General features: G+C 33.9%; 16 protein-coding genes, 2 tRNA genes and 1 pseudogene. 2 read left to right on the plus strand and 17 right to left on the minus strand.

What is annotated here, in order from left to right; all coding sequences use genetic code 11:
- Nucleotides 1–34: 34 nt before the first annotated feature.
- Nucleotides 35–1,222, minus strand: a complete 1,188-nt coding sequence (gene mnmA, locus GXM16_RS09900; RefSeq protein ID WP_163394219.1) for a tRNA 2-thiouridine(34) synthase MnmA — start codon at nucleotides 1,220–1,222, stop codon at nucleotides 35–37.
- Between the two features lie 115 nt (nucleotides 1,223–1,337).
- Nucleotides 1,338–2,042, minus strand: a complete 705-nt coding sequence (locus GXM16_RS09905; RefSeq protein ID WP_163394220.1) for a toxin-antitoxin system YwqK family antitoxin — start codon at nucleotides 2,040–2,042, stop codon at nucleotides 1,338–1,340.
- Nucleotides 2,043–2,286: 244 nt separating this feature from the next.
- On the opposite strand from GXM16_RS09905, the gene GXM16_RS09910 reads away from it, so the two are divergent.
- A complete protein-coding gene (locus GXM16_RS09910) occupies nucleotides 2,287–2,733 on the plus strand; it encodes a hypothetical protein (protein ID WP_163394221.1) in 447 nt (148 codons plus the stop codon).
- A 148-nt stretch (nucleotides 2,734–2,881) separates the two neighbouring features.
- Nucleotides 2,882–4,660 carry an AMP-dependent synthetase/ligase gene (locus GXM16_RS09915; protein ID WP_163394222.1) on the plus strand — a complete coding sequence of 593 codons (1,779 nt, stop codon included), beginning with the start codon at nucleotides 2,882–2,884 and terminating at the stop codon, nucleotides 4,658–4,660.
- Between the two features lie 165 nt (nucleotides 4,661–4,825).
- Here GXM16_RS09915 and GXM16_RS09920 read toward each other — a convergent pair whose 3' ends face one another.
- The 15 genes and pseudogenes from GXM16_RS09920 to GXM16_RS09985 form a co-directional block, all read right to left on the minus strand.
- Nucleotides 4,826–5,371, minus strand: coding sequence for a 3'-5' exonuclease (locus tag GXM16_RS09920; RefSeq protein ID WP_163394223.1), 546 nt, complete (start codon nucleotides 5,369–5,371; stop codon nucleotides 4,826–4,828).
- A gap of 18 nt (nucleotides 5,372–5,389) precedes the next feature.
- Nucleotides 5,390–5,956: a metallophosphoesterase family protein gene (locus GXM16_RS09925; protein WP_163394224.1), complete on the minus strand. Its 567-nt coding sequence runs from the start codon at nucleotides 5,954–5,956 to the stop codon at nucleotides 5,390–5,392.
- Between the two features lie 270 nt (nucleotides 5,957–6,226).
- The gene (locus GXM16_RS09930; RefSeq protein ID WP_163394225.1) at nucleotides 6,227–6,775 is read right to left on the minus strand and encodes a 3'-5' exonuclease; all 549 of its coding nucleotides are present in this window, start codon (nucleotides 6,773–6,775) and stop codon (nucleotides 6,227–6,229) included.
- A 117-nt stretch (nucleotides 6,776–6,892) separates the two neighbouring features.
- Nucleotides 6,893–6,965, minus strand: a tRNA-Asp gene (locus GXM16_RS09935).
- A 24-nt stretch (nucleotides 6,966–6,989) separates the two neighbouring features.
- A tRNA-Ser gene (locus GXM16_RS09940) sits at nucleotides 6,990–7,062 on the minus strand.
- A gap of 822 nt (nucleotides 7,063–7,884) precedes the next feature.
- Complete coding sequence (locus GXM16_RS09945; RefSeq protein ID WP_163394226.1) at nucleotides 7,885–12,951, minus strand: DUF4132 domain-containing protein; 5,067 nt, start codon at nucleotides 12,949–12,951, stop codon at nucleotides 7,885–7,887.
- Nucleotides 12,952–13,099: 148 nt separating this feature from the next.
- Nucleotides 13,100–13,534, minus strand: a complete 435-nt coding sequence (locus GXM16_RS09950; protein WP_163394227.1) for a hypothetical protein — start codon at nucleotides 13,532–13,534, stop codon at nucleotides 13,100–13,102.
- A 186-nt stretch (nucleotides 13,535–13,720) separates the two neighbouring features.
- Nucleotides 13,721–13,969: pseudogene (locus tag GXM16_RS22995) on the minus strand (putative polyvalent protein kinase domain-containing protein); the annotation flags it as partial.
- A gap of 50 nt (nucleotides 13,970–14,019) precedes the next feature.
- On the minus strand, nucleotides 14,020–14,346 hold the full coding sequence (locus GXM16_RS23000; RefSeq protein WP_262892352.1) for a putative polyvalent protein kinase domain-containing protein: 327 nt from the start codon (nucleotides 14,344–14,346) through the stop codon (nucleotides 14,020–14,022).
- A gap of 30 nt (nucleotides 14,347–14,376) precedes the next feature.
- On the minus strand, nucleotides 14,377–15,432 hold the full coding sequence (locus GXM16_RS09960) for a DNA polymerase beta superfamily protein (protein ID WP_163394555.1): 1,056 nt from the start codon (nucleotides 15,430–15,432) through the stop codon (nucleotides 14,377–14,379).
- Complete coding sequence (locus GXM16_RS09965; RefSeq protein ID WP_163394228.1) at nucleotides 15,432–17,417, minus strand: AAA family ATPase; 1,986 nt, start codon at nucleotides 17,415–17,417, stop codon at nucleotides 15,432–15,434. The genes GXM16_RS09960 and GXM16_RS09965 overlap by 1 nt, the downstream gene beginning before the upstream one ends.
- A 6-nt stretch (nucleotides 17,418–17,423) precedes the next feature.
- The gene (locus GXM16_RS09970; protein WP_163394229.1) at nucleotides 17,424–18,173 is read right to left on the minus strand and encodes a nucleotidyltransferase domain-containing protein; all 750 of its coding nucleotides are present in this window, start codon (nucleotides 18,171–18,173) and stop codon (nucleotides 17,424–17,426) included.
- Between the two features lie 288 nt (nucleotides 18,174–18,461).
- Entirely contained in the window at nucleotides 18,462–19,274 is an 813-nt protein-coding gene (locus GXM16_RS09975) for a hypothetical protein (protein WP_163394230.1), read from the minus strand.
- A 108-nt stretch (nucleotides 19,275–19,382) separates the two neighbouring features.
- A complete protein-coding gene (locus tag GXM16_RS09980) occupies nucleotides 19,383–20,069 on the minus strand; it encodes a hypothetical protein (RefSeq protein WP_163394231.1) in 687 nt (228 codons plus the stop codon).
- 88 nt (nucleotides 20,070–20,157) lie between these two features.
- Complete coding sequence (locus GXM16_RS09985) at nucleotides 20,158–20,685, minus strand: hypothetical protein (protein ID WP_163394232.1); 528 nt, start codon at nucleotides 20,683–20,685, stop codon at nucleotides 20,158–20,160.

Below are 20,685 nucleotides of genomic sequence, written 5' to 3' on the forward strand. Positions count from 1 at the left end.
TTTTTTAAGGCCAAAGCCTGATAAAAGTATAAAGCTATGAAATTACTCCCGAACCAGCTAATTCATTTTCTAAATACCAGGCAACAAATTGTCCTTCTGTAATCGCTGATTGCGGCTCCTCAAAACGAACATACATTCCGTCTGCGAACTGGTGCAGAGTTGCTTTTTGTAAAGGCTGGCGATAACGGATTCTTGCCATTACTTCCATGGTTTCCCCAACATTTAAAGTCAGATCAGTACGAATCCAGTGTACTTCGGATTTTTCTATAAACAAGGCTTTTTTAAACAATCCCGGATGATTGCTTGTAAGACCTGTATAAATCGTGTTGGTTTCAACGTCTGTTGCAATCACAAATAACGGATCAGTAGTTCCGCCAACATTCAGCCCTTTTCTTTGTCCAACGGTAAAATAATGAGCTCCCTGATGTTTACCCATAAATTTCCCCATTTCCGGACGATAATTCAATTTTTGGGCTTCAGCTTTTAATTCATCTTCCAAAGATAATCCGGCTGGTTCTTCAACAGTATAAATTGGATCATTTTTATCAATCTGAACAATTTTTCCTTCTTTGGGCTGCAATTTTTGCTGCAAAAATTCCGGCAAACGAACTTTTCCAATAAAACATAATCCCTGAGAATCTTTCTTTTCGGCAGTAACCAATTCCATTTCTGCTGCAATTTCGCGAACTTCAGGTTTAGTCAAAGCTCCAATTGGGAACAAGGCTTTAGATAATTGTTCCTGGGATAACTGACATAAAAAATATGATTGATCTTTGTTGTTATCTGCTCCTGCAATCAATTGATAGACAGTTTTTCCATCAACTTCAGTTTTACCTTTTTGACAATAATGTCCCGTTGCTACATAATCAGCACCAAGACTTAAGGCAATTTTCATGAAAACATCAAATTTGATTTCGCGGTTACAAAGTACATCAGGATTCGGAGTTCTCCCTTTTTCGTATTCGTTGAACATATAGTCCACGATTTTTTCTTTGTATTCTTCGCTTAAATCAACAGTCTGAAACGGTATTCCAAGTTTTTCAGCTACTAAAAGTGCATCATTACTGTCTTCCAGCCACGGACATTCATTTGAAATAGTTACAGAGTCATCGTGCCAGTTTTTCATAAAAAGGCCAATAACTTCGTATCCCTGCTGCTGCAATAAATAAGCTGCAACACTCGAATCCACTCCACCGGAAAGTCCAACAACTACACGTTTCATTCTAAATTGTTTTTATTTTTACAAGGGTGCAAAGATAAATCAAATTATAGATAATTATGGTAGTTTTAATCAGTTTATATAATCCTGCTACAGATAAAACTTATGAAGTATTTAATTATTGCATTTTAGGTTTTGAGTCGGCTTGATAGCTGCTTTTAGGATCACTCATATTCACTTCTTTCGTTAATTTGCCTTTCAGGTAAAATTGCCACATTCCGACTTTTTTACCATTTAAAAATTTACCTTTAGAAGCTACCGCGCCATCTGAATCATAAAAAACGGCATCACCATTAAACTGGTTATTGGCATATGTTGTTTGTTCTAAAATAATTCCGTTTTGTCCAAACTTCTTATAAACTCCTTCTTTCAGACCATTTTTATACGTCATTTCTTCAGCGACTTTTGCATTTGGATAATAAACAGTTCTTTTACCTTCTAGCTTTCCGTTTTTATAATTTTCAACAGTCATTAAAACTTTAGAAGCCTTGTGGTAATATTTCCATTCCCCTTCATACTTTTTTCCAACAACTTTCCCTTCGCTTACTATATTTTTCTTCTGGTCATAAAAAATAGTATAGGCGCTACCGTCATTTGCACTAAAATCACGGGTTGCTATTACATCTCCTTTTTTAGTATCATCAAAAAACTTAAAAATTCCAACTTCCTTTCCGTGACTGAATGTACCTTCATAGCGGGGTCTCTTAGAAACTTCATAAATACCTTTCCAGACACCATCTTTTTTTCCGTTGGCATCCACTTTATTAAAATCCTGCGCAAAACATGTGGCGCTTATTAAAAACAAAATCAAAAAATTTTTCATATTTTCTTTTTCTATACAACAACAAATATTGCCTTTTAGTATTGCAAATGTATAACCATTAAAGAGAAACATTTTTACTTAACATACAAAAGATCGTAAAAAGCTCAAAATTAAACACTTTAAAAAATATAATATTTTTTTAAAAAGCTTTACAATTTATAGAATAACTTTTCCAATTTAAACTATATTCGCAAAAAAATAATACCAAAAAATATTGTAGCCAAAATATTAAATCCCAACATTTATGAAGATCTTAAAATTACTCTTTCTTACCCTTTTTATGGGAGCAACGCAGATACATGCACAAGCTAAAGTTACTTCTATTATCTACAAATTCCACGAACATTTTATGACTACAGACATAGGTCAGCCTGTTGCCGGTACTTATTTAATTGAAGGAACAACCAAACCTATTATCCAGATTAATGCTGATGGCACAGGTATTTATCAATTAGATAACCTGTCTAAAAAAGAGATGGTCTGGGGAATCAAATGTAGTGATGAGGGTATTCCTATATTTAAAGAAGGGTACGACAGCTCTTCTTATACATTCTGGTACAAATTAAAAGGAAGCGGTGAATGGCTTTATACGCAGTTTTTGATTATTCCCGGAAAGAAAAAAATGTACCTTATGGGTGATCGTGTAAAAAATTATGGGGAAACAGAAGTCAAGGACACTGAATCAAATTAACTATCGTTTTTAGTTGAAGTTTAAGCAAAAATGAAACGTTTTCGCTGGTTTTATAAATCTGCCTAAAAATTTCGTTTTTTATTTCATGAAATTAAAAATCATACCTTATTTTTATTTAATTTGCAGTAAACTTCAATATATCATATAAATGGTTACAATCACACGTCTTTTTGATTTTCCTTATTATCAACAAGAAACATACAATCTTCCGGTTGCATTGGCTACCAAAAAAAATGGGGTTTGGGAAAAAACATCCAGCAGTGAATATATTGCTAAAGCAAATGCGGTTTCAAGGGCATTATTACGCCTGGGTGTTCAAAAAGATGATAAAATTGCCTTAATCACTTCTAATAATCGTACTGAGTGGAATATCATGGATATTGGTATCCAGCAAACCGGCGCACAGAACGTACCGGTCTACCCCACTATTTCTGAAGAAGATTACGAATATATTTTAAACCATAGTGGCAGCATTTATTGTTTTGTTTCTGATGAAGAAGTACTTCAGAAAGTAAATGCCATAAAAGCTAATGTTCCAACATTAAAAGATGTCTATTCCTTCAATGAAATTTCAGGCTGCAAGCACTGGACAGAATTATTGAGTCTGGGCGCTGACGAAAGTAATCAGCAAGAAGTTGAAGCCAGAAAAGACAGCATCAAAGAGGACGATTTAGCTACTATAATTTATACTTCCGGAACTACCGGAAGACCTAAAGGGGTTATGCTTTCCCATAAAAATATTGTCTCGAATGTTTTAGACAGTGCCCCGAGAATTCCGTTTGATGCCGGAAAAAGTACTGCTTTGAGTTTCCTGCCTATCTGCCATATTTTTGAGAGAATGATTTTATACATCTATCAATATTATGGTGTTTCTGTTTATTTTGGGGAATCAATTGAAAAAATCAGCGACAATCTAAAAGAAGTTAGACCAACTGTCATTACAGCTGTTCCAAGGCTTTTGGAAAAAGTTTATGATAAAATTTACGCTAAAGGTGCTGAACTAACCGGAATCAAGAAAAAATTATTCTTCTGGGCTATTGATTTAGGATTGCGATATGAACCGTACGGAGCTAATGGTTTCTGGTATGAATTTCAGTTAAAAATTGCCCGCAAACTAATTTTCAGCAAATGGAAAGAAGGTTTGGGCGGAAGACTAGACCTTATGGTATCAGGAAGTGCTGCTTTACAACCGCGTTTATCAAGAGTTTTTGCCGCCGCCGAAATTCCTGTGATGGAAGGTTACGGCTTATCTGAAACTTCGCCTGTAATTGCCGTAAATGACCAAAGAAATAAAGGTTTCAAGATCGGAACTGTTGGAAAACCAATCCGTAATATTGAAGTAAAAATTGCTGAAGACGGTGAAATTCTCTGCAAAGGCCCAAACGTAATGCTGGGCTACTATAAAGATGAAGAAAAAACGGCAGAAGCTTTACAGAATGGATATTTCCATACGGGAGATATTGGTGAAATAGACAGCGAAGGTTTCCTGAAAATTACCGATCGTAAAAAAGAAATGTTCAAGACTTCCGGCGGAAAGTACATTGCGCCCCAGCTTATTGAAAATGCCATGAAACAATCCCGTTTTATTGAACAGATTATGGTAATTGGCGATGGCGAAAAAATGCCGGCTGCTTTTATTCAGCCTAATTTTGAATTTGTAAAAGAATGGGCTAAAATCAATAAAGTTACTTTGGGTAATACAACTGCTGAAATTGCTTCAAATCCTGAGGTTATCAAACGTATTGACAAAGAAATTGAAAGTATCAATGAAAAGTTTGGTAACTGGGAAAAAATAAAGCGTTTTGAGCTTACTCCAGATGTGTGGTCTATCGATGGCGGACAACTTACTCCTACCCTGAAACTAAAACGTAAAAACATCAGAGAGATATACAAAAATCTTTACGCTAAAATCTACGATCATAATTAATCAAAATAATATAACCAACCCAAAACGGCTGTCTTTAATTAGAACAGCCGTTTTTATATAATAACCTGGTATCAAAAATTATTAAAATACGAAAAACTGCAAATAAAAAATATTTGCAGTTTCCTACAGCTATCTTTTCTGATTGCTGCGATAACAAATTAAATTCTAATTTTTCAGGCACCAATGCAATATTTTAGCAATATTTTTAGCATCATCAATGCCTCTGTGATGTATTCCTTCTAACGGAATATTTAAGAGATGCAGCGCACCATTCATTCCGGTTGGTTTCTGCAAACCGAATTTTTCGGCAAAATGTACTTTTACATTAATATGCTCTTCTCCCATTGGATAGGCAACACCAAACGATTTGCATTGCTTTTTCAACATGTTTAAATCATATTGCCCGTAACTTGCCCAAGTATACAAATCGGGACTATACTCATCAATCAGTTCATTAATGGCGTCTTCAAAAAGAACGCCATTATTATCTAACAACTCCTGAGTAATAGTCGTAAGTTCTGTACAAAACGGACTCACCTTTGAGCGTTGCGGTTTTATGAGAATGCCTTTGTTTTGGGTAATTTTTCCTGTTTCAGCATCTAAAACCGCTAAACCGATTTCTATAATTTCATTTTCCTGCCCCTTCGGGACTGCTCCCTGCCAGCATGTGGCTTCTAAATCGATAATAATAATTTTATTTGTAGCTTTCATTTTCTTAATTTTTTAAATTTATAATTCTCTGTCTCCAAAAGGAGTTTTCCAGTCTTTCTTTAAAATGATGCTTTTTACTTCATCATAAGAAAGCGGTGCGTAATTATGGCAATCTACGCCAACATCAAACGAACGTGATGTTTCGTCATCAAACAAGTTACCATGTGAGTGCCCATACAAGTGCCAGGTTCCTCTAAAAGAACTTCTCCACACTTTCATGGCGTAGTGAAAAAGAATAATCTTTTGCCTTCCATTTGTCGCTTCTTCATCAGGTACACTTAATTCATAGTAATCTTTGATCCATTCAAATCGTTTTGCATAGCTCAAAGCCGACTTATCGTGATTGCCTTTTACCAGAAAAACAGAACCGTGTAACTGGTCTAAAATTTCTTTTGTTCGTTCCGGTCTTGCCAGCGAAATGTCTCCTAAGTGATAGACAATATCCCGCGGACTTACCTTTTCATTCCAACGCTTAATGAGCTCCTGATCCATTTCTTCTACTGTAGCAAACGGACGCTCACTAAACCTGATTATATTCGTATGACCAAAATGATGATCAGACGTAAAAAATATTTTTTGATTCATTTTAATTTTATTTTTTTTTTAATTCTAAAACCACCAGCCCTAAAACTGGCGGTTTTTCTCATTTAACGAAATCTCTTTTAGCTGACTGATAATATGTGTTTTTAATCATGATCCCCCAAAATCAGCGATTTTTAAAACTCATCTTTTTCAATTTCTAAAATAAAATTTTGTCTTCCTCCTTCAATTCATTTTCAATAACTCTTTTATAGAAGTTCTTTTATTTCCTTGACAAAGATTTTAAAACGACTACGCTATTATTTTGCGCAGTTTTTATTTTTTTAAAACTTTATACAGTAGTTTGGCTGCATTGTAAGCATCATCAGCTCCGTTATGATTCTTTCCTTCAAAAGATTCTCCTACCAGCTCTAGTTCTTTCAATAATCCCTGAGGTTTCTCCTGAAGGTAAACTAAATTAAAAAGTGTCTTTATATTCAAATAGTCATTTCTAAATGGGTTTTCAATTGCTTTTGCTTCACATTCTTTTTCTAATATTTCCTGATCAAAATCACCATAACCAGCAAATATTCTATACTTTGCTGAATACCTGGAATTAATTTTCTTCAATGCTTTCTCAAGAGAAGTTCCTTCTAACTGCAGCTTTTCATTTGTAATTCCGGTTAATTGGCTACAAAAAGAAGAAACTTGAGAAACTTCTGGTTTGATATAAAAACTTTGTTTATTTTCAATTTTTCCAGATGATAAGATTAACTTGCATACTCCTATCTCGATAATTTCCCTCTGATTTAATATTGTTTCCTCCTTAGTTTCCCAACAAGTTGCTTCAATATCAATCACTATAATTTTATCATATAATACCATGATTTCTATATTTTCATTTTTTAATTAACTTCATTTGAAGAGGTTAATATTCTAAGTCACTAAGTTTTTTTTAAGTTTTGAAGCTTTTTACCTCTGCAACTTAGAACCTCCCAAAAGCGGCTCATACGGGAATCGAACCCGTTTCTCCCGAGAGACAGTCGGGAAGGTTAGCCAGTAACCCCAATAAGCCAGTTCCTTCTAGAGAACATTTCTTTGATTTTGAAAGGGTTCGAACCTTTAGCCTCCTGGGTAGTATCCAATTGCTCTGCCAATTGAGCTACAAAATCATTTTCTTTTTTGGCATAAAAAAAGCACCCGTTTAAAGGTGCTCCATAAGATTTGATACCGCATAAGTATCCTAATCCCTATAGTTATGCACCTTGGTTAAACACCCGTGATCGAAACCCGGTGTTTGCATTACTGCGTTATATATTTTATAATTGAAATTCATTTTATATGCTGTATTATATTTTGAAATCATTCTTATCTGAAAATCTTTTTCAGATTTTCTTCGGCAAAGATAAAGTCTAAAAAATCACTTATCCAAATCTTTTTAAGACTTATTTCACTAACCATCAATCACTTACAATTAAATATTAAACATAAAAAATCCTGTCCGCTTCCTTTGGCAGATTCTGTTTGTATCAAATGACTGTCTCTCATCAGATTACTTTTCAAGATTATATTTCAATATTTAGGTTATGCATTAAACATTTGATCATTTATTTTTTGTTTATTTTTAATTTAGCGTTTTATTTTAATTCTTTTTGGTACCATACTGACCCAATTCCGAGTGTTTTTTTGATCCTATTTATCTAAATCCAAATACCGTAAAACAAAAAAGCGTCCTATTTCGAGGACGCTTTTTTGTTTTTATGCTGAGTTAAAACTATAATTTACATTTCAATTCTATAAAAATACTATCACATCCAAAGTCATTAGCCGGAAAAAATCCTTCTAAAAGATCGTAGTTTGGTTGAATTGACATGATACTGTGTTTTATTTATTGTTATATTTCGAGTGCAAATGTAGTCTTTTATGTTTTAATTTAACAATTATTTGTGAATTTTTAAAAATAGTACATCTAAAACGTTTTTTGGCCTCCTGAATTAAGCATATGTTTTATCAATCTGCTTCAAAATTGTCGGGTCCTGAATTTCATTATCTTTTGCCAGCAATAAAACTTTAGACATCACCTCAGCCGATTTTGGATCTTCATCTGCAAAAGGAAGGAACAAACGTCCTCTGTGCTGAGAATGAACCGGAAGAATCGACAGATATTTACCTGGCATCTGATGTACAACTGCACTTCCTAAATGAACGCTGTAATTCGCCAGTTCTCCTTTTATGATCGCATGATTTTCTTTGATTTCAACATTTTTGACTTTAAACAATCGCAGTGTTTCTCGCAGTAAAACGGCTCTCATTTCGATAGAAGAATGACTTGCTTCAGGATCTACTCCTCCAACATGGGCAACGCTTACCACTAAATCAATATCCCGCATTACTTCTGAGAAAATCCTCGGATTGATGTCTTCAAACGCAATATTTTTATAATCTTTTAAAGAATGGAATTCGATCGTTTCTAAAGTCGGACTTTCTACATCTGCCGGCGAAAACCAGTCTGCCATCGCATACATTTTTACCTGATAGCTTTCTTTATGGAAAACTTTCTGTAATCCTTCTTCATAATCTACTTTCCAGCCTCTTGTTTTCAATAAAGCCAAAGTCTGATTCGGCTGTACCTGATGTCCTGCATAACGTCTTGAAATAGATTTCTCTTTCAATTCGTTTGGCGTTGGAACATACAACTCTCTGAAAACCTGCTTAAAGGGCTGTTGCAATTTGTTATCAAAACAATATTTCTGATAATCTGTCCAAACGTTATTTTTATGCAAATCAAAACAGTGTGCAATTCTAAAAGTCTGTTTTTCGTTTAACGAAATCATTTCGCCTAAACCAGTCACTAAACTTCCATCTACATAAAAACCAATCTGATCGTCATTCGAAATAAAAACTAATTTCTCCAGGTGTTTTGAAATAATGGGATGCTCAAAAAGGTTTTGCATTTCTGCGAATAAAAACTCGTCACCGCGAATCATACTTTCTTCCAGTCCCTTTCTGGAGCGCGTCCATTGCTCGCGCATGGTTTTTCTGTAATTCGTTAATTCCAGAATACCTTTGTCTTTTTTGTATTTCGGCGGAATCGATTTTAATTCTTTTCCTGCTTTATAGGTAACCAAATCGGCTTTTCCTTCTTTATTAATCACTAAACTTATTGTGACATCATCTAAAACTACTTCGGTTTCTTTTGATAAAATATTTTGAACCTGCTTCGTTTCCATTGCCCAGGTCAAACGAACCGGATCAGGATATCCTGCATTTCTGGCTAAATTCTCTAAAGCAACACGAATTGCCAAAGCTTCGCTCGCCTGTTTCATCGAACCGAACTCCTTACTTTCCTTTTTAAACTGCTGCAAATATTCGTAACGCGCCAGAATATCTTTTTCCGGACTTGCTTTACTTAACGGAACCAATCCATAAACTCTTAAATAATCCTGATCGCGTTTGTCTTTTACTTTGGCGGTAACCTCTCTAATTTTTAAATCTCCTGTAATCGTGTCTGCATACAATCTCGCGCGTCTGTGACCGTTTCCGTCTGTTACGTATTTGGCAGATTCGTATAAAAGCTCCCATTTCGTTTTTCCTAATTTTTTATAAGCTGATGTGAACCAGTCTTTATCTACAGCACCATCTTTAAAATCCTGTAAATCTAAAGTCGAAAATCTTGCCGCTTCACTTTCCAGTTCTGAATTTGTTGCACTGTAAGTTGCTGTTTTGGTATGCGCATGAAACCACCAGATTCCTTCATCCAGACCATTCCAGTCTAAATAACTGCTGACAAACTTTTGCCATTGCGGTGCATAAATCGCAGTCTGGATCAGTCTTTCTTCAGAGATTTTGGCTTTTTTAATTAACACATTAAAACTTTCCTGTGTATCTGTTTCCAACGGATAACATCTTTTTAATAAGAAGCTGAATAATTTCTGCTTCGTTAAATCAGTATAACCCCACGAATAGATATAGCCTTTGTACAAACTTGCTTTTCCAAGCGCTGTAATTAATTCGACTAAGCGGTTTGCACCAAAAATCTTCTGGAAACTCTGAACCAAGTGCGTTACTGAAGTATTAGAATCTCCTCTTTTTACCTCAACATCTAAAAATGTCTCTCTGATTTTGTCAATCATCGGAACTAAAAATGGAAACTTATTAGTTAAATCTTCGCTGCCAAAATGTCTGTAATGTTTCTTTTCACCGGTTAAAACAGAAATTCTTTCGCTTTCTAAAATACCTTCATATAATTCTCCCTCGGTAATTAATTTTTGTTCAAATCCAACGCAATACAAATGAATTGGCGGTTTGGCAAAAGTCCTGTTTTTCTCTAATCCGTTTAATTGTCTCCATCTGTGCAGGTTCCAGACTTTAGTGTTTTGTTCTTCTGTCAGATCAAGCAGTCCGATTTTATTCAGATAAATATCAAAAAAGCCCTGACTCTGCCAGCCGTTCCCATTGTTGTTATTGTAATAATACTCGTCTTTAGCAGGTTTGTATTCAAACTCGATTACCGATTTTGGAAGATCTGCATACAAGCTACTGCAGGCATCGATTAGGAAATCGGCTTTTTCTTCAAAAGAATATTTCAATTGTAAGGCATTCAGAATATTCAAAATGGCATTGTCCCAATCATAACCTCTTTTGTTTTGATGCGGCAATAATTCTTTATAATAAAAAACATGTTTTTCCAGAAAATCCCTCCAGATTTTTCGGTCGCAATTGCTTACAAGTGTCATTAGAAACAAATCTCTTTCGGCCAAACCTGAATTTTCAAACCAGCCCGCCCAAACCTCATATAACGGATAATTCGTAGCTGCAATTTCAGGATCTTTTTCTTCATTCAGTTTTTTTACATACCTAAACATATTCCCAAGCAAAACAGTCGATTTGCTATTATCGTAGTTTTCAATTTCGTATTCGTAGTTTCTGTTCGCTTCATACAATTTATAAAGCTTTGCAATCTCGGTTTTGATGTGCGACATCGGTTTGGAGAAACCGTATTGTTCTGCTTTTACTGCTTTCGCATACAAAGAATCTGCTTTTGGTTTTGGCAGTTCATAAGGCGAAAATTCATTTGGGGTATAAAATCCATAACCGTTTTCTGCACTTAAAAGATCTTTCTTTTTAGAAGGTTCTAACTGCTCAATAAACTTACTTTCTTTCTCAGTAATTTTTGGTCTTTGCTGATAATCTTTTACCCAATCGTTTACTTTGTCAGTCAGTTTATTATTTTTCTGAAGCTGGAGCATCAAATCCAAAACCGACATACGCTGTTCTAAATCGCCTTTTTCTAAAGTCTGATTGACAAAATTGACAATTTTCTTATCTTCCTGTTTTAATAAGATTGCCGTTAGATTCTTTTTTAAATTCGAATTTTTACGTTTAAATAATTCCTGAAAACCGGCTAATTCTTCTTCCGTCAAACTCAGATGATTTAAGACATTAACCGCCGAAGCCACAAGAGATTCCCCTCTGTCTTTTAGAATTCGCAGCGCAAAACTTCTCTGAAAATCGGTTGGCTCCTTTTTATCCTTATTGTTTTGATGACTATTGAAAGAATAACTGTAAAAATTGCCCAATAAATTTCGGGTTAGTTTTTCTCTTAGGTGGATTGAAAAGCTTTCAAAATGATTTAAAACTGTTTCTAACCTTTCGTCATTATCACCCACCAAATTAATCGCTGATGAGAATAGCGTATCTTTTTCGAACCTGACATTCAGCCACGAAAACACTTTTCCTTCAAACGTTTTTTCTTTTTCGGTAATGGTTTGTGCCAGATGATACACTTTATCAAAAAAGTTCGGATAATCTGTGTTTTCGATATAAAACTTCGATTTTGTATTGGCTTCCAGCAAGGCATTCATTCTCGGAAGTGCAAATGCCAAAACCTGTAAATTATCGTCTTCTAAAGCTTTAAAATACAACGGCATTTCGATATACGGATCGTTGGTTTCCCCGGCAAATTTCAGTGCCAGCGATTTCTTTTCAGCGGTACCGTTTGCTAGCAATTCGTGGAGATACGGGACTGTTTTCTCCACATCAAAAACACCCTGAACCCAAAGCGCCATGTATACTTCGTTATTATTTTTGCTTTTTATGCCATTCGGAATTGTTTCCGGATTGGTAAAATATCCGTAAGCCAGTTCAATAATATTTCGGACCGTAGTTTCTTTTTCAGATTCCCAGCCCAGACCTGTCCATGTATCGATTGCTCTTACAACCGATGAAAAACGCGTGAGTTTATTATCAATAATTACTTTGATCATATAGGGTAAAGCTTCGATGCTGGTTTCATCTAAAGCTTCTAAAACCGTCTGGCGCAAACCTTCCTGACGCTGAGCCGCAAGAAGCAGTTTTTCAACCAGTTCCCAGTTTTCCTGTATCTCGCTGTTTAAAAGTGCTTTGATGCTATTTCTGGACACTTTTCCGTGCGGATCTTTATTGAAAATAATGTCTTCAAACAATTGAAAAAGTCCTGCTTTTCCGGCATCTAAAGCAGCCGACCAAACCATGAATTTATTATCCGAATTTGAAATCTCGGTATCATACCGAATTTCATCTTCGATACTCAAATCATAATAAAAAGTAGTGCTGTCCTGATAATTGTATTTACTGGGCCCGCTTAGTAAAGAACGCAGAAAATTCACCTGATTGACCACTAAATAATGTTTATGGTTTGGTGCCCTGAAAGAACGCCTTGCGTAACCATCCTGATACATTTTCTGCGGGAGTCTGTTCCATGCTTCTTTTACATAGACTGCGTTTTGTTCTCCAAAAAAATAAAGCAGCAAATCGTAGTAATTTTTGTCTTCCCACAAATTTTCTTTTATCAAAGCAGCAAACTTTTCGGCTTCTTTTGATCCTAAAGAAATATAATTGCTGTAATAATTGTCCTTAAGCTTTAAAAGTTCCAGACCGAACTCGGCCACTTCTTTTTTCAGTTTTGCTTTTGAAAGCAATTTAGAAAGCAGACTGCTGTTTACAATTTCTTCTAATTCTTTTTTAAATCTCTTAACCGGATTTTCAATTGTTTTACTTTTTAAAAGATCTTCTATCGTCATATTTATTTTAGATTTTTTGTAAAACGTGAGATGTGATTTGTGAGATGATTTGTAAAAAGCCCTCAATTTCATTTCACATTTCACATTTCACATTTCACATTTTACATTTTACATTTTACAATTAACATTTTACATTTTACAAACTTAATTACCAGTAGCTTCCTGCCAAAAAGGTCAGCCTGATAAAAGTGAGCGTTTTATTTTGAGATAAATCGATTTGCTCTGTTAGCGTTTCCAGCTGATCATCGCCGTAGAAAATGGCATACATTCCGTCTTCGAAAGCCTGAAGGGCGGTTTCCTGTGCTTTTGCCAGATCGACTTTGTTGTGGTTGTAAAGTGCGCCGAAACCCACTTTTCCGGTATCCGTTAAGATAGGAAGGTAATTTTCTTTGGGAAGATGGATTTTGTCTTCGTCTTCAAACTCAAATGAAGAAGCATGGAATAATTGTACCTGATACTCAACAACCGATTCTATGAGTTTTTGTATGGTAATTAGAGGATTATCTATGGGTAAAGCGATACTCTTTTCCTGAAGAAGCGGATGTTTTTTCCCTAATTGTTTAACTGAAATGCTGATATTCATTATTGGCTTTTATTTTGAAGGTGTAAAATAAGAATTTTACAGGAATTTTTTATTAAAATAATGTCTCATATACATTAAAAAATCTCACGAATTAAAAGTACGATTTGATGGAAAAAAAGAACCCCGTCAATTGGTATTGGCAGGGTTTGGGTTTTTATTGGTAGCGTTTTATTATCTAAAGGATTTTTATGGTTTATAGAATTGTTCAGTTATATAGAAAACTGTATCGATAAAGAATAGATTTCCATCAAAAGTCAGAACATTTTCATCATGAAGATCTTCTAAGATAATACCTAAATCCGAATTAAAATAATCGTTATTCCTTGTATTACTAAAACCATTCGACTTTAAAAATTGCTTTACATTTTCTAGTTGTGTATCATTATTTGATTCTACAAACTTCTGTTCGACTACAGCATATAGAATATCTTCTTGTTGATAAAATCCAACTAATTGATAAGCGGTATCTGCGAAGAAAAAATTGTTTAGTAATAAATATTAAAGTAATCATCCCAGGATTCATAGTAAACACTATCATTGAGTTTGATTACTTTATGTCTGTTTTGAAGATAAACTTTTTGTTCGGCACCTGAAGAAATAAAAGCGTTGATATTGATTTCTGTAATCCAAAAGCTATTTCGGTCACAAAACTGTTTTATTAACGCTGTTTCTTCACTTTTGATTTGCTTGACTGACTCAAACGTTCCGCCTGGGCTCTTGCTTTTTCTAAGGTAACGGGAGATTGTTTGGATAGAATCTCCATGCCTAACCTGGCTCTTTCCTGAAATGATATTTTGTAGTTCATGTTTCATGAAAATTTAAAGTTCAAAGATAAGGATTATTTACTGATATAATTCTTCCCTAATTTTGATCAAAGTCTGAATGGCTTTTGCCTCATCCGGTTTTTCCGACAGGGTCGATGTTTGATACTGATTTTCGATTGAAGCGATTAGATTATCTGCCATTTCCAGTAAATCATCGTATTCTCTGTTTCCGGATTTGATGTCTAATAATTCTTCCCGATTGGAAACCCTGATATTTAATTTTCCGGTTGAAAGAATCTGTTCTGCCGTTTGCAACAACCGAATCGTGTGCATCATGTTCTTACTGTCGTAATTTTTTCCGTGCTGTTGATTGGTATTGTAACGGTCTTCGTTGCGTTTTTCAATCCAGTTCCAGTATTCTGTGTATTCTTTGCAGTATTTGGAATAACCATCCTGATTACAGGATAAATAACCAATGATTTTTTCGTTTTTAGGAATCGATGAAAGCGAAACTTCATTGGAATTTTCTTTCTGAATGATGCCTTTATAACCCAAAGTATTTTCATAATCGTAAAACATAGCAAACATTCCTTTTGAATTGGGCAAATCGACCAAACCAATCTGTTCCTGCTTTATATTATTTGCCAAAAATTCTAAAACCGAAACCGTTTTATAACCTTCTAAAACATAACAAAAATCCAAAAGACTTTTCTTTTCTTTTGGAAGCGGATTTACAATTTTCTTGTTTAATCCTCTCGCCTTTTTGATCTGCGTGACGGCATAACCAGCAAAAGAATCTTTGCAGAGTTTTGATAGAAAATCTTCTATTTTCAGGTTTTCCATTAACGGATGTTTGTACAAAATACAATCTTCCGGCGAAGCCAGAATCTCCAATATATTCGGATTATTCTTGATCGATAATTCTACAAAACGACCAATCTCATAATACACCTCATCATTGGTTTCATTCGCAATCTGCGGAATATAATCTAACCCAAAGAATTTCTCTTTAGGAAGATAATAAACGCCTTTGATATCGGTATCTGATGTTGGCGTACTTAACCCAAAAGATTTACTTCCTGAAATGACTTCGAAAAGGATTAGGTTTTGGGATTTTAGGGTTTGGATGGTCATCATTTTTGTGTAATGAAATCGTAAATTTCGATTGTTAATTCTTCAATCTCTTTATTCATAGATAAGATTTCCCATGAAAAATTTTTATTAAAAACTAGCTCACTTAATTCTCGTTTATTTATAATTGTACCAAAAGATTCTGATTTTACTTCATAACCAGATTGATTAAGTATAAACGTTGAAGAAATCTTTCCCATTCTATTTCTTATTTCTTCTAGAAATTCTCCAACATATTTTTTCTTAAAATTTGAATAATTAACTTCTGATAATGCTTCGTCAATTTTTACTAAAATTTCATCTTTATGAGATTTAACTAACGTTTTATTGCAAAAATCAATTAGAATTTCTTTCCACATTTCATTAGTTAAAAGATTTTCTACTTCTCTAATATCCCAAACAACTTTAGGAATAAAATTATCTGTTTTAGCTTCTTCTAATTTTTTTAATCTAATCCCTTTTTTACTGCTTTGCTTAGATGCATCAGAATCTGCTAAAAGAAAAATTCTGTTACTGATTGCTAAGGCTTTTATGTCCCTTAAAATCATCTCAATATCTTCCTCCTCTACTTTATCTTCAAAAATATAATGATCAATATTAGAACCTGCATACTCAAAAAATGCAAAATCTATGTCTTCTTTTGGATAAGATTTTCTATTTGAATCACAATAAGATTTTAAAAATGCTTTTATATAGTTTCTATCTGAAATTCCTTCAACCCAAAGGCTACAATTTGCCATAAAAACTGAAGAGTTATTTACACCTAATTCTTTAAGCAATGAATTATCTCCTCTATTTACATTTTTTATAGTAAACTGTTTGTCATTTAATTCATTATTTTTTGGAGAAAATGAATAAATCGAAACATTATCTTTTTCAATAGTCAAATCTAAAAAGTGATTTGAATGAGTAGTAATTATATATGTTAGATTTTTCTTTTTTAAATCTTCATTATTGGTTATCTGTTCTAAAAATAATCTTTGCATCCCTGGATGAAGATTTAATTCAGGTTCATCAATAAAAATAAATGAATTGTCTTCAGCCATAAAGATCTTATACATTAAAATAATTATAGCTTGTATGCCATCTCCTAATCTAAATAAATCTCTTGTGTCTTTTTCGCCTTCGATATGAACACTAATATTTTCTAAATTATTATTCCCTTTTAAGCTTTCATCTTTATTAAACTCAGCAACGATATCAATTTTTTTATTATCAAAAAAATATTTACCTATAAAATCTTCAAATCTCTCAAAAGATTGTCTAATTTCTCTTTTTGAGTTTCTTGTATTAAGAATCTCCTTATACAAATGAATTCCTGTGAAAACTTCTACATCTATCTTATCTAATATGTAATAATTATTAAGAGTCTGTAAAAAAACATCATTCTCAATCTTAGAATATTTATTTGCTTCTAAGTCAAAATGGAATAAGGAATGAGCTGATCTTAGGGTAGGAATATAATATCTTTTAATATCAATATATTCTTTTAAAAAATATTCATCTATTTCGTCAAAACTAAGTAAGTAATCATTTTCAATACCTAAATAGTCTATATTATTCAGCTTTAAAATATTTTCGTTTATAATCTTCAAACAATTGTTTAATGAAGTAATTTCTATTTTTTTTAATTTATTATCCTTAAGAATTTTCACATTATCTGTAAATTTTTTCACGTAGCTATATGTACTATTTGCTTTAAGCTGGTTAAAAGTTATACTTTCATCTACCTTTTGATTAATTTGGTCAACTTCATTGTTATAAATAGGAATAAGTTTTCTAATTTTTAGTAAATCATATACAGCAATAAAATTTGCAAAATTCATTAAATTCCTAATAAATCTACTCTTTCCACTATTATTTGCGCCGACAATTATATTAATTGAGCTAAATTTTGGAAGAAATGTTATAAATTTTTCTTCTTCGCCTAAAAAATAATCTTTAAATTTTTCTGTATCTTCTAAAATTAAATCAAAAGAATCTCGCATAACTACTTATTTTATAATTTCTCCCCTAAAAAACAAATCCAACTCCTCATTCAACTTCTTCCCGCTTCCCAAATTACTTGCATTTTCCTGATTAAATTGAACCGTTTCCAATAAAAAATCAGTTATCAAAGTTTCTTTTGGGTGTAAGTAGGTTTCTTTTTGGCTGGCTTTTATTTGTTGTAATTCCACTATTTTTTCTTGTATGTTTTTTGGTGCGATTGGTAAAACCTCAGCAAAAGCTACCGGAGGAAACGTATTGTTTTCTATAATCCATTTCCCGGCCAGTGCGGTGCGTAAGGCGTAGAAATAACTTTTTAGTTTTACTTCTTCCAATTTGCAGACTTCCATAAAGTTTTTTGTTGTTCCCAAATAATGGTGCAAAACCGCTATGGGCGAAAAACATGCTGTGGCTATCTCACGCATTTGCTTGGCAAAATCTTCGTTCTCAAAATACACTATCGGCGAATACATCCATTCTAACAAAGGTGCATTAGATTTTGCTAGTAATTTTACGGCTTTCCGTAAATCCCAGCCGGAACCGTCAAGATCTTCTTCAGTCATGAATTCGATTACATCGGGCTTTTCCCAAAGCGATAAATAATAGTCGGGTTTGTGTTTGTATATAAAACGGATATCATAGTCGCTGTCGGGAGAGGCAAATCCCCAGGCACGGCTTCCGGATTCTACAGCAAAGAGTATTTCTACGTCTTTCTGTTTTTCTATTTCTTTTAATTTTTGGAGTATTTTTTGTTTCATGGCTGGTTCAAATGTAAATAAACGGAACTGTTTAAAAGCAAGTAGTTACACGCGATTTTTTTTTAGTTTTTTTCTTTTCTGTGTTTGAATTAGTCTCGCAAAGGCGCAGAGCCGCAAAGTTTTTATTCTCACTTTTGTCATTTCGACGCAAGGAGACCCGAGCGATAGCGAATAGGCAAAGCAAATCGCACGCGGGATTCGACAAAGATTGTAGACATCCTTTGTGGAGTTTCTAGTGTGATTTCTCCCTCTGGTCGAAATGACAAAAATGAGATTAGATAAAAAAACTTAAACCAAAAAATCCGAAAGCAGTCGTTGTCTGAATCGGTCAATGGGTTTCAAGTCGACATTCGTGTCTCCGTTGAAAATATCAAAAGGATCGTCCAGGCCGCTGATCAATAAGTACAAATAGCAAAACAGAAACGTAATGGCGGATGTTACCAGATAATCGGCTGAGGGGCTTTTGAATTTGGTAATCAGCAACAGTGACATTACAATAAACAAAATACTGTGGAGCAAGGTATAAGCCGGCTTAATGAAGTTGTTTCTCGAAATCGAATAGGCACGCGTGAGCTGTTTTCGCATCGCATTGGTGTTTTCCTGTATGCCTTTTATGGCTTCTTTATCGACACCTCTTTCGGCAAAATAATACGCAATCTCATTTGATTTCCGGATTAAGGGAAAAATAACGTTCGAATCTTTTTCGTTGGAATTGATCCATCCTACAATGCCATTCGTAATCGCAATCATTTGCTCACGCAAAAAAATGCTGTTTAATTCCTCCTTGCACAAATCAGAAGTTCCTGTTCTTGGCGCCCTGAAAGCCAGATAAATCCAGTCCTTGATTGCTTCGAGATTTGAAGCTATTTCACCCGGAATTTTTTCACTTTCTTTAAAATCGGTCATGGTTGCAGCCAATAGTAATCCGAAAACGAAAAAAGCTCCGGTAAAAATAATCGAAATATCAGCCAGTTCAATCAAATCGTGAAAGTCCTGCCCGTAAAGAGAAAGGTGTTTAAAGACAAAGTTTTTAATTCCTAATATGGCTATTGCGGCAATAAATGATTTTAGGATTATGGTTCTGTTTGTTACGAATTTCATTTCTCTTTTTTTGAGCAAATTAAACAAATATATTATCCCGGTCTCTATTCTGACCAAAATATGAAGAGTTTTATTTGGTAAACGGATAGTTTGTACTTTCTTCCATAATTATTCTTCTAAAAAGTCTTCTAAAAATCCTATGAATTGCTTTCCATCGGCTGACCATCTTAATCCCTGACCATTTTCTATTCGCACTTCGTACACCAAACCGTGTTTGTAATGGCTAAATATGTTCCACCATGTTTTATGATCCATGATATACTTTACAAGCTTTTCAACCGTTTCCTGTTTTTGTTTTGTATTGCCTTTTGCTTCGCCAAACATACTGTCTTTTTTTCGTCCAACATGTTTTTCCCACGCTCTTGCCGCAACCGAAATATCTTTGTTATAAGGCAGAAAACAGCTTTCTATCAGATCTTTTCGTAATGGCGGAATTCCCGTTTCGTTTCTTCGGCTGGCAGATGTTAATCGTTGTCCTAAAACCAACAGCAGGATTTCAAAAGGTGTTTCTTCGAACATTTTAATCAGGTTTGGTTTCAAATCACCTGAACCTTTCTCAAAAGCTTGCAAAACATTTTCAAAATAAAACATTTTATCCTGAATAGAAACAATTATCTCGTCTTTAAAATAGGGTTTTCTCGCTACATCTTCTTTTTGATGGTGAAACAAAATCAGGTTTTCTGAAAAAAGCTGCAGATTTTCATCTGTTAGAAACAAAGCATATTTTTGTTTCCAATCTGCATTGAGATTGGGAATTATGGTTTTTATTTCGTTAAAAAGAAGATTTGGATTCATGTTTTGTATCAATCAAATGTCAGATGGGACAAGCCACGTCAATCATTTTTTTGTTTTGTAACGAAAGACACAACAACTATAAATATTTTTACTTTAAAGGATTATTTTTTAACCACCATTTAGCCTTTTCTATAACTTTTTGTTCAATATTGCTAATATTAACTCCTCTATACCAATAATCTGCATCATATTTCATATCAAGCCAAATTTCGTTAAGAACGCCAAAATTAAGTTCTTCGTCTGGATGTGTTTTTCGACCATCTCCATCACAAAATATTGAAGCACGGAAGAAATTATTTTTCACATCTTCTCCTTTTGCAACTTTGGTAAGATGATATCGAGCATAACATATTTCAGCTTCATCATTATACTTTTCTTTTAAATTTAGTTCTAAAAAAGTACGCTTTAAATAAGGCATAATTTCATCAGGATTAATGGGCTTATAAAAAGTAGCTAAGGTATAAAGAGCTTCATTCTCACATCCTAAATTGATAAATTGTATTGCCCAATCTTCAATTGAATCAAAATCAATTAAATCAAGATCAAAATCGTTGAATAGATTAATTGACAATATATAATCTGTAAGTATCTTGAAATCTTCATTTTCTTGTTCCAT

This window comes from Flavobacterium limi (assembly GCF_010645075.1).
In the GTDB taxonomy this organism is placed as follows: Bacteria; Bacteroidota; Bacteroidia; order Flavobacteriales; family Flavobacteriaceae; genus Flavobacterium; species Flavobacterium limi.